Source organism: Variovorax sp. LARHSF232, assembly GCF_052871435.1.
Genome location: NZ_JBIXJS010000009.1, coordinates 199,498 through 209,087, shown reverse-complemented (window position 1 = coordinate 209,087; position 9,590 = coordinate 199,498). Strand labels below are relative to the sequence as shown.

Below are 9,590 nucleotides of genomic sequence, written 5' to 3'. Positions count from 1 at the left end.
CCCTCGCCCAAATGCGCCAGGTAGCGCTCAAATTCATGCAATTCCTTCATCAAGGTTCACCTCTTGCTCGAAGAAGTGCGCATAATGCCTTGATTTCGCTTAAATTACTAACACAGTAAGACTAGGCGCCGGCCTCGAATGCCGGCCGGCGCTCAACGAGCTTCACAACCGGCGTATTCGGCATGTCAGCCCGGCGACCAAACGGCGGCAGCCAGTTCCGGCACGGCCGTGAACAGATCGGCTTCCAGGCCGTAGTCGGCCACCGAGAAGATCGGCGCTTCCGGGTCCTTGTTGATCGCCACGATCACCTTGGAATCCTTCATGCCCGCAAGGTGCTGGATGGCACCCGAGATGCCCGCGGCGATGTACAACTGCGGCGCGACGATCTTGCCCGTCTGGCCGACTTGCCAGTCGTTGGGGGCGTAGCCCGCATCGACCGCGGCGCGCGATGCACCCAGGCCCGCGTTGAGCCTGTCGGCCAAGGGTGCCATCACTTCCTGGAACTTCTCGGCGCTGCCGAGAGCGCGGCCACCGGAGACGATGATCTTGGCGGCGGTGAGTTCGGGGCGCTCGCTCTTCGTGACTTCGCGGCCCACGAAGGAGGACTTGCCCGAGTCGGCCACGCCGGCGGCGTTCTCGACCGAGGCGCTGTCACCGTCCTTGGCCGCTGGGTCGAAGCCCGTGGTGCGCACGGTGATCACCTTGGTGGCATCGCTGCTCTGCACGGTGGCGATGGCGTTGCCGGCGTAGATCGGGCGCTCGAAGGTATCGGCGCTCACCACCTTGGTGATGTCGCTGATCTGGGCCACATCCAGCTTGGCCGCGACGCGCGGCGCGACGTTCTTGCCGTTGGCGGTGGCGGGGAACAGGATGTGGCTGTAGTTGGAAGCAATCGCCAGCACTTGCGCGGCGACGTTCTCAGCCAGGTTCTCTGCGAGGCTGGGGCTGTCGGCAGCAATCACCTTGGCCACGCCAGCGATCTTGGCGGCCGCGGCCGCGGCTTCGGCGGCGTTGGCGCCGGCCACCAGCACATGCACATCGCCACCACAGGCGAGGCCGGCGGTCACGGTGTTGAGGGTCGCCGGCTTGACGGTGGCGTGGTCGTGTTCAGCAATAACGAGTACGGTCATTTGTCTTTCCCCTTGTCTCTCACAGCACCTTGGCTTCGTTCTTGAGCTTGTCCACCAGGGTGGCCACGTCGGGCACCTTGATGCCGGCGCCACGCTTGGCGGGCTCGACCACCTTGAGCGTCTTCAGGCGCGGGGCCACGTCCACTCCCAAGTCGGCGGGGGTGACGGTGTCCAGTTGCTTCTTCTTGGCCTTCATGATGTTGGGCAAGGTGACATAGCGCGGCTCGTTCAGGCGCAGGTCGGTGGTGATCACCGCGGGCAGTGTGAGAGAGATGGTTTCCAGGCCGCCGTCCACTTCGCGCGTGACGTTGACCCTCATATCCCCATCTGTGCCGGCCACTTCCACCTTGGAGGCGAAGGTGGCTTGGGGCAGGTCGGCCAGGGCGGCGAGCATCTGGCCGGTCTGGTTGGCGTCGTCGTCGATGGCCTGCTTGCCCAGGATCACCAGTTGCGGTTGTTCCTTGTCGACCAGGGCCTTCAGGAGCTTGGCCACCGCCAGGGGCTGCAGCTCTTCGGTCGTCTCGACCAGGATGCCGCGGTCGGCGCCAATGGCCATGGCGGTGCGCAGCGTTTCCTGGCACTTGGCCTCGCCGCAGGACACCGCGATGATCTCGGTGACCACGCCCTTTTCCTTCAGGCGCACCGCCTCTTCGACGGCGATCTCGTCGAAGGGGTTCATGCTCATCTTGACGTTGGCGATGTCCACGCCCGTGCCGTCAGACTTGACGCGGACCTTGACGTTGAAATCGACGACCCGCTTGACGGGGACCAGGATCTTCATAGCTTCCTTTCAGTTGATTCGGTTCGGAGCGATGCGGCAGGCAGTGGTCGCTTTATCACGAGCGGCCTGCAGGCCAACCGCCGCCGTCTGCGCCCAGTCGGGGCCGATTTCGCCACGCTCGACCAGGTAGTCCAGATACGAATAGGCCTCCCCCGTCGCGAGTTGCAGCATGAAAAGCTCGCCGAACTGCTCACGGCAAAGTAATCTTAGGAAGGCCTCGACCGCGCTCCTCAAATTCGCACGCGGCTTGTCGTTGCGCGAAGTCACTCAGCCTTCACGCCGGTGACCCTCACGACGTGTTCCCACTTCTCCTCTTCCGCACGCAGGAAGGCCGCGGTTTCCTGCGGACCGCCACTCAAGGGTTGTGCGTAGATATTTTCGACGATACGTTGAACGTCCGGCTGCCGGGTGATCTCGGCGATCGCGCCGCTCAGCCGATTGACGACTTCCGCAGGCGTATTGGCCGGTGCCACCACCATGTAGGTGGCCTCGACGTCGAAGCCGCGCAGTCCTGCTTCATCGAGGGTGGGCACGCTCGGCAAAGACTTCGTGCGCTTCCTTCCGCTGACCGCAATCGCTCGAAGCTTTCCCGATTCGACCAGCGGCGCCGCGGTGGAGATGCTGTCGAACATGAGGTCCAGGTTTCCCCCGATCAGGTCGATCTCCGCCGGCGAAACGCCCCGGTAGGGGACATGCGTCATGTTGACGCCAGCCATCACCTTGAACAATTCACCGGCCATATGGACGGAGGAGCCCACCCCCGGCGAGCCGAAGGTCAGATGGCCCTGCTTGGCGCCCTTCACCAAGTCATCGACGCTCTTGGGCTTCGAGTCGACGGGCACGACCAACAGATTGGGGGTCGACGCAATCAATGCCACCGGGGCCAGGTCGCGCTTCCAGTCGTAGGGGTTGCGCCTCAAAGCCGAGTTGATGGCGATGTAGTTAGCTGCCATCACAAGGATGTAGCCATCGGCGGGCGCCTTGGCGACGGCATCCACCGCGATATTGCCGCCCGCACCGGCGCGGTTTTCAACCACGAACGACTGGCCAAGTTTCTGCGTCAGCTTCGCCGCATAGAGCCGCGCAAGCTGATCTGTCGCGCCGCCCGGGCTGAAGCCCACCAGCAGCTTGACAGGCTTGCTGGGGTATGCGTCCGCCGCATTGGCCACCGTGGCGACGGCGAGTGCGGCCGCACCAACCCATTTCCAGAAAGTCATCATCATCTCCATGTTGAGCATGTTCGTCTGATCGAATAAGTGTACGACATTTCGTAGTGATTGTGCTATTGTTTCGACTGGTCGATAATATGTTCGATTACTCGTACACATTAGCCATATCCACATAGGAGCACCAATGGACTTGAATCTCAAAGGACGCGTTGCCATCGTGACGGGGGCCGGGCGCGGCATTGGCCGCGCAGCGGCCGAAGCGCTGGCAACCGAAGGCGCGCATGTCGTCATCACAGACATCGATGCCCAGACCGCCGCAGGCACGGCAGAAGCCATCGCGTCACGCGGCCACTCGGCCATTGGCGTGGCGGCAGACGTATGCGACGCCCAAGCAGTGGAGCGCCTCGCCGCGCGGACGATCGAAGCCTTCGGCAAGGTGGACATCCTGGTGAACAACGCCGGCTTCACACGCGACAAGTACCTGACGAAAATGCCCGAAGCGGATTGGGATGCCGTCGTTGACACCATCCTCAAGGGTGCCTACCTGTGCACGAAGGCCGTGCTGCCTTCGATGATTGAACAGAAGTGGGGCCGGATCATCAACATCTCGTCGCGTGCGCACCTGGGCAATCCGGGACAGACCAACTACTCGGCTGCCAAGGCGGGCCTCATCGGATTCACTCGGGCCCTGGCGCTCGAGCAAGGCAAGTTCAACATCACGGCCAACGCGATTGCCCCGGGCTTCATCGAAACGGAACTCGTCAAGGCGCTACCCACCTACGAGCGACTTCGTGACGCCGCACTGGCGCGCAATCCGGTGCCGCGGCTCGGCCGCCCGGAAGACATCGCGGATGCCATCCTGTTTCTGGCTTCGGAGCGCGCGGGCTACATCACAGGCGACACCCTGCACGTGACTGGTGGACGCTATTCCTCCTGAACGGAAGACATCGATGAGTGAATTCCAGGCCCCTCCTCCCGCCTCGCAGGCGCTTGCTCCCGGCTTCAGTTTCGAGTCCGCCGGTCGGACCGTGACCGAATCGGACATCGTGGCCTTTGCCTGCCTGTCTGGCGACTACAACCGCATCCATGTGGATGGCGAGTACGCCAAGACCACCGCCTTCGGCCGGCGTATCGCGCACGGCCTGCTGGTCCTGTCCATTCTTTCGGGGCTGACGACCCAGAGCAGCGGCTACCGAGCTCTGGAGCCGAACATCATTGCGCTCAAGGAGCTCACCTGCCGCTTCCCCAAGCCGACGTTCATTGGCGACACCATCCACGTCAAGGTGACGGTGGTCGAGAAGAGCGCAAGCGCCAAGCCGGGACGCAGCGAAGTCACCTTCCGACGCGAGGCCATCAACCAGCGCGGCGAAGTCGTTGTACAGGCCGACTTCAAGATGCTGATGCGCGAGGAGACTGCCACATGACGTTTCCTGACCTCACCCGCCTGGTCGCCCCCCGCAGCATAGCCATCATCGGCGCCTCCGGGCGCGAAGGTAGCCAGGGCAAGCGCCTTTACGACAACGTCGTGCTGCACTCGCAGTTCGGCGGCGCTGTCTTCCCAGTCAACCCCGCCTACAAGGACATCGCAGGCGCGCCCTGCTGGCCTTCTGTCGAGGCGATCCCAGCGGGCAACGTCGACCTGGCACTGGTGATCGTGAACGCGTCCGCAGTGCTGGAGACCCTTCGTCAATGCGCCGCGCGCGGCATTCCCTTTGCGGTGGTGATGACATCCGGCTTCGCCGAGGTGGGCGGCGAAGGCAGCGAACTCGAGGCACAGATTGCAACGTTGTGCCGTTCCACCGGCCTGCACGTCTACGGACCGAACTGCCCCGGATTCGTCAATATCCGCGACCGCCTCGGATGCACGTTCTCGCCCGCGTTCAAGGACGATCTCAATGCCGGCTCGATCGGCCTAGCCACCCAGGGCGGCGGCCTTGGCCGCAACGTGCTGCAGGCGCTCACCCATGGCGAAGGCGTCGGCTTGTGGTTTTCCGGCGGCAACGAGGTGGACCTCGGCTTGCCCGACTTCATCGCCCACATGGCAAAAGACTCGGCAATTCGCGTGATCGCCGTGCTGATGGAAGGCGTCAAGAATGGCAGGCGTTTGATCGAGGCCTTCAAGCTCGCCCAACAGGCAGGCAAGCCGGTCGTGGTCCTGAAGGTCGGCCGGTCCGACTATGGCGTGAAGGCGGCTCAGTCGCATACCGCTTCCATCGCCGGCTCGGCCAAGGTCAACAGCGCTGTCTTCAAGCAATACGGCGTGATCGAGGTCGATGACCTGCACGAGCTGGCAGCCGTCTCTCGACTGGCAGCCGCCGGCCGGCGGGATGCTTCGAGTGGCCTATGCATCTTTACCTTCTCGGGCGGCACCGCCGCGCTCGCCGCCGACATCGTGGGCACGGCCGGACTGGAACTGGTCGAACTGCGACCGGAGTCGGTGGCCGCCCTAAAGGCACTGCTGCCGGCCTTTGCCAACGTGAGCAACCCCGTCGACACGACCGCCGACATTCTGCGCGACGAGAAACTCACCGGCGAGTGCCTCCGCATCGTTTGCGCCGACAAGGGCGTGAGTGTCGTGCTGTTCCCAATCCCTATGGACTACGGACCCATCACGAAGACCATGGCGCAGGCTATCGACGAAGTGGCGCGGAACACCGACACGGTCATTGTCCCCGTCTGGATGAGTCGCCGATTGGGGGAAGGCTTCCTGACGCTGGACATGGCGGGCCGCATGCCCTTCTTCTCGCTGACCGACGCGGTCGGAGCGCTGAAGAAAATTCTTCCGCAGCGCGGGCAGGTGTCGTCTGCACCCCAGGTCCATGCTGCCCAAGCCTCAACGGCTCAGGCCAGTGCCCTGAGCGAAATCGACGCCAAGGCGCGACTTGAGCAGGCTGGAATCACGGTGCCAGGCGGCCGCTTGGCACGCAGCGAGGACGAAGCTTGTGCCCATGCGTCGCTGCTGAGCTATCCGGTGGTGCTCAAAGTGGTGAGCAGCCAGATCACGCACAAGACGGAAGCGGGCGGGGTCAAGCTCGGCATAGCGACGGACGAGCAGTTGCGCGACGCGTATCGCGCGATTCACCGCAACGTCGCCTCGCACCGGCCGGACGCGGTCGTCGAGGGCCTCCTGGTCGAGAAGATGTTCCCGGCCGGCGGCCGAGAAGTACTGGTGGGCGTGCACCGCGACCCGGCCTTTGGCCTGATCCTGACCTTCGGGCTGGGCGGCATCTTTGTTGAAGTGCTCAAGGATGTGACGCACCGCGCGCTTCCGATCACGCGCGAAGATGCTCGCGCCATGGTGCGGGAAATCCGTGCGTATCCGCTACTGGCTGGCGTCCGCGGCCAGGCACCGGCCGACTTGGAAGCGCTGGAGGCGCTGCTGCTCAAAGTCTCTGACTTTGCGTGTGCCGCGGGCGACTCGCTCCAGGAACTCGACCTGAACCCGGTCTGGGTCGGCAACGCCGGCCAAGGCGCCTTTCCCCTCGACGCGCTCCTCGTGACAGCGTGACCCCATTCACAAGCAACGGATTTCGAACAACATGACCATCCATACCGACATCGGCTACGCCACCCTGCACGACATCTTCGTTCGCGGCCGCAATCTTTCGGACGACATCATTCCCAACGCCGACTTCGCGGAAATGGTGTGCCTGTGCATGCTCGGGCGCACGCCCGAGCCGAACTTCAAGCGGATGATCAACGTGCTACTTGTCACTTCTGCAGACCACGGCTTCACGCCCAGTTCCATGTCTGCGCGCTTGACATACCTGGGCGCACCCGAATCGCTACAAGGCGCTGTCGCAGCCGGGTTGCTCGGCGCGGGTGACCGCTATCTCGGCGTCACGCAAAACGTTGCGGAGATGCTGCAGGAGGAAGGGCGCGGCATCGCCCCGGACGCGCCGCAAGCTGAGTTCGACATCAAGGCGCGCGACATCCTCGCGCGCTACAAGGCGCAGAACAAGCGCATCTATGGAGTGGGGCATCCCATCCACACCGACGGCGACCCCCGAGTGCCGTCGCTGCGCAGGATCTCGCAAGAGGCCGGCTACTACGGCACGGGTTGGCGCCTCCTCGACGCCTTGGAAAGAATCAACGCAAGCGACTACAACCGCAAGCTGCCGATCAATGGCGCGGGCGCCATGGGTGCCATCGCTGCCGACCTGAAGCTCGACCCGAAGATCGCGCGCGGCCTGGCCCTGGTGGGCCGCACAGCCGGACTGGTGGCGCACCTGGTCGAGGAGGCTTCTTCGCCGACGGCGGCCGAGATGTGGGAACTCGTGCTGACCAATGAAACCAAGCCTGCGTGAACCCGCCGCGCAGGACAACGAAGGAGCCATCTTGCAATTCGAATTAGACGACTTCCAGATCGAGACGCGCGACGCATTGCGCCACTACCTTGAGAAAGAGGTCGCGCCCAGCGTCGACAGCTACGAGGCGCAGGCGAAGCCGGCGCCCCCGGAAATGATCGCGGCGATGCGCGACTACGGTCTGCTGGGCGGATTGTTGCCCGAGTCGGCCGGTGGTTTCAACCTGTCGATGACCACTTATGGGACCTTGATTGCCGAGGTCGCGCGTGTGTGGCCTTCGCTGCGCAGCATCACCAGCACAAGCAACCTCGCGGCCTCCGTTCTTGCCGACGCGGGCAGCCCGGAACTGCGAGAAAAGTATCTTCCGCGGATTCTGAGCGGCAAGTCCGTGGCCGCTTTCGCGCTGAGCGAGCCCAACATCGGCTCTGATGCCGCCAACGTCCAGACGCGAGCTGAAGCGACTCCTGACGGATGGAGCGTCAACGGCCGCAAACTCTATATCAGCAACGGCCCCATCTGCGAGCTCGGCGTGGTGTTCGTCAAGGCGGCGATGCCCGACGGCAAGCAGGGCGTGTCATGCCTGCTGTTCGAGAGCGACATGGAGGGCTTCTCCTGCACGCCACTGTCGAAGATGGGTATGCACAGCTGCCCACTGGGCGAACTCCTGTTCGACGGGGTCCGCATCCCCGCCACCAACCTGATCGGTGCGCCGGGCAACGCGTTCTCGTTGGCAAAGAAGTACCTGAACGTCGGGCGCTGCGTCGTCGCCTTCTCCGCCCTTGGCATTGCGGAGGTGGCGCTAGAAGCGGCAGTTCGCTATGCACGAGACCGTGTGCAGTTCGGCCGGCCGATCGGCGCGTTCCAGTTGGTGCAGCAGATGGTCGCGGACATGATGGCGCTGGTGGAAACCTCGCGCCTGCTTTGCTACAGGGCCGCAGACGCGCTCGATCGAAAAGACTCGCAAAGCTCGCTGTGGTGCTCCATGGCCAAGCGCCACGCCACCGACGCGGTGCTTCGCGTGGCCGAGTTGTCGCTCCAGGTGCACGGGGGCGCAGGCTACACGAGCCTCTTTCCCGTCGAACGCTACTATCGTGATGCTCGACACCTCAGCATTGCCGAGGGCACCAACCAGATCCAGTCAATGCTTGTTGCGCAGCACGCCCTGGGCCTGTCGGCGCTTCGATAGGCACGCTACGATTTTCAAGCAGCTTTCCGATCCAACTCATGCCACAGACCGTTCCGGCCGCACAGCGCGCAATGCAAGTTTTCGAAGCCTTTGCGCGCGAGCGCAGGCCACTGGCCCACTCCGAACTGGCGCAGGCGCTCGATCTTGCAGGCAGCAGTTGCTCTGACCTCGTTCATACCCTGATCGAGGCCGGCTATTTGCTGCGTACGCCCAAGGGCCGCCTTCTGTATCCCACGTCCCGGCTCGGGGATCTCGTTCAGCGCTTCAGCTCGACCGATCCGCTACTGACGTTTGCCGCAGAGGCACTCGAGCTACTTTCCAAGCGATCTGGAGAGACATCGATGGGCGGCTATCTCGACCGCGACAAGGTCAAGATCTTCGCGTGCCAAGAGAGCCCTCGCGCACTGCGCTACGTGCTTCGACCTGGCACCGAGGTGGATGTGCATTCGACCGCGCTCGGTAAGGCGATCCTGGGAACGCTTGCGCCCACCGAGCGCAACACCTTGATAGACTTGCTGCCGATGACGCAGACCACGTCGCATTCGATCCAAGATCGCGACTTGCTTCGCAAGGACATCGAGGAAGGCGTCAAGAATGGGGTCTTCATCGCCCGGGAGGAAGGCGCAGAAGGCGTCACGGCAATCGGCATTGCCGGGAAAATCAATGACCGTGTCACAGCCTTGTCCCTCGTAGGCCCCGCGCCGCGCATGGAAAAGAGGCTAGGCGAGTACGTGGCCATTCTGCTGCAGGCGCGCGGAGAGTTCTTCTTGTCCGCGCCGATCCAAATCTGAGCCACCGCCGACCGAACATTGAGCCAGGGGTGAAGGCCGACGACCTTTGGAGGGCCGGCTGTGGATATACATGGACGCCTCCAGTTTGCGAGGCTCTCTTACGTTTCCGGCGACAGGGAAGGTTGCAAACATACATCCGGCCTTCGGACGCGGAAGCGCTTCGGCCCTGATGGAATGCGCTGGCTGGCTCCTCAACAAGTCTGCGAGCTCGAAGCTCGTTATCTAC

At 63.4% G+C, this 9,590-nt stretch carries 10 protein-coding genes; 6 read left to right on the top strand and 4 right to left on the bottom strand.

The annotated features are described in order from the left end of the window. Window positions 1–185 precede the first annotated feature (185 nt). The 4 genes from ACIPRI_RS21605 to ACIPRI_RS21590 are packed head-to-tail and all read right to left on the bottom strand — an operon-like array spanning window position 186 to window position 3,149. The gene (locus ACIPRI_RS21605; protein ID WP_446623531.1) at window positions 186–1,130 is read right to left on the bottom strand and encodes an electron transfer flavoprotein subunit alpha/FixB family protein; all 945 of its coding nucleotides are present in this window, start codon (window positions 1,128–1,130) and stop codon (window positions 186–188) included. Between the two features lie 19 nt (window positions 1,131–1,149). Beyond that, the gene (locus ACIPRI_RS21600; RefSeq protein WP_446623530.1) at window positions 1,150–1,911 is read right to left on the bottom strand and encodes an electron transfer flavoprotein subunit beta/FixA family protein; all 762 of its coding nucleotides are present in this window, start codon (window positions 1,909–1,911) and stop codon (window positions 1,150–1,152) included. Window positions 1,912–1,920: 9 nt separating this feature from the next. Beyond that, window positions 1,921–2,178 carry a hypothetical protein gene (locus ACIPRI_RS21595; protein WP_446623529.1) on the bottom strand — a complete coding sequence of 86 codons (258 nt, stop codon included), beginning with the start codon at window positions 2,176–2,178 and terminating at the stop codon, window positions 1,921–1,923. Beyond that, window positions 2,175–3,149 (bottom strand): tripartite tricarboxylate transporter substrate binding protein, encoded by a 975-nt coding sequence (locus tag ACIPRI_RS21590; protein ID WP_446623528.1) that lies wholly within the window; start codon window positions 3,147–3,149, stop codon window positions 2,175–2,177. Before ACIPRI_RS21590 ends, ACIPRI_RS21595 begins: the two co-directional genes overlap by 4 nt. 115 nt (window positions 3,150–3,264) lie before the next feature. On the opposite strand from ACIPRI_RS21590, the gene ACIPRI_RS21585 reads away from it, so the two are divergent. The 6 genes from ACIPRI_RS21585 to ACIPRI_RS21560 are packed head-to-tail and all read left to right on the top strand — an operon-like array spanning window position 3,265 to window position 9,364. Then, entirely contained in the window at window positions 3,265–4,017 is a 753-nt protein-coding gene (locus ACIPRI_RS21585) for a beta-ketoacyl-ACP reductase (RefSeq protein WP_446623527.1), read from the top strand. 13 nt (window positions 4,018–4,030) lie between these two features. Further along, window positions 4,031–4,504 (top strand): MaoC/PaaZ C-terminal domain-containing protein, encoded by a 474-nt coding sequence (locus ACIPRI_RS21580; RefSeq protein ID WP_446623526.1) that lies wholly within the window; start codon window positions 4,031–4,033, stop codon window positions 4,502–4,504. Next, window positions 4,501–6,588 (top strand): acetate--CoA ligase family protein, encoded by a 2,088-nt coding sequence (locus ACIPRI_RS21575; RefSeq protein ID WP_446623525.1) that lies wholly within the window; start codon window positions 4,501–4,503, stop codon window positions 6,586–6,588. The genes ACIPRI_RS21580 and ACIPRI_RS21575 overlap by 4 nt, the downstream gene beginning before the upstream one ends. Before the next feature lie 31 nt (window positions 6,589–6,619). Next, on the top strand, window positions 6,620–7,387 hold the full coding sequence (locus ACIPRI_RS21570) for a citryl-CoA lyase (protein WP_446623524.1): 768 nt from the start codon (window positions 6,620–6,622) through the stop codon (window positions 7,385–7,387). After that, window positions 7,368–8,573 (top strand): acyl-CoA dehydrogenase family protein, encoded by a 1,206-nt coding sequence (locus ACIPRI_RS21565; protein WP_446623523.1) that lies wholly within the window; start codon window positions 7,368–7,370, stop codon window positions 8,571–8,573. Before ACIPRI_RS21570 ends, ACIPRI_RS21565 begins: the two co-directional genes overlap by 20 nt. 38 nt (window positions 8,574–8,611) lie before the next feature. After that, window positions 8,612–9,364: an IclR family transcriptional regulator gene (locus ACIPRI_RS21560; protein WP_446623522.1), complete on the top strand. Its 753-nt coding sequence runs from the start codon at window positions 8,612–8,614 to the stop codon at window positions 9,362–9,364. The last annotated feature ends 226 nt before the right edge of the window (window positions 9,365–9,590 follow it).

Excerpts from the sequence above, each read along its gene's own strand:
- ACIPRI_RS21605 (WP_446623531.1), bottom strand. The coding sequence starts at position 1,130 with ATGACCGTACTCGTTATTGCTGAACACGACCACGCCACCGTCAAGCCG.
- ACIPRI_RS21600 (WP_446623530.1), bottom strand. The coding sequence starts at position 1,911 with ATGAAGATCCTGGTCCCCGTCAAGCGGGTCGTCGATTTCAACGTCAAG.
- ACIPRI_RS21590 (WP_446623528.1), bottom strand. The coding sequence starts at position 3,149 with ATGCTCAACATGGAGATGATGATGACTTTCTGGAAATGGGTTGGTGCG.
- ACIPRI_RS21585 (WP_446623527.1), top strand. The coding sequence starts at position 3,265 with ATGGACTTGAATCTCAAAGGACGCGTTGCCATCGTGACGGGGGCCGGG.
- ACIPRI_RS21580 (WP_446623526.1), top strand. The coding sequence starts at position 4,031 with ATGAGTGAATTCCAGGCCCCTCCTCCCGCCTCGCAGGCGCTTGCTCCC.
- ACIPRI_RS21575 (WP_446623525.1), top strand. The coding sequence starts at position 4,501 with ATGACGTTTCCTGACCTCACCCGCCTGGTCGCCCCCCGCAGCATAGCC.
- ACIPRI_RS21570 (WP_446623524.1), top strand. The coding sequence starts at position 6,620 with ATGACCATCCATACCGACATCGGCTACGCCACCCTGCACGACATCTTC.
- ACIPRI_RS21565 (WP_446623523.1), top strand. The coding sequence starts at position 7,368 with ATGAAACCAAGCCTGCGTGAACCCGCCGCGCAGGACAACGAAGGAGCC.
- ACIPRI_RS21560 (WP_446623522.1), top strand. The coding sequence starts at position 8,612 with ATGCCACAGACCGTTCCGGCCGCACAGCGCGCAATGCAAGTTTTCGAA.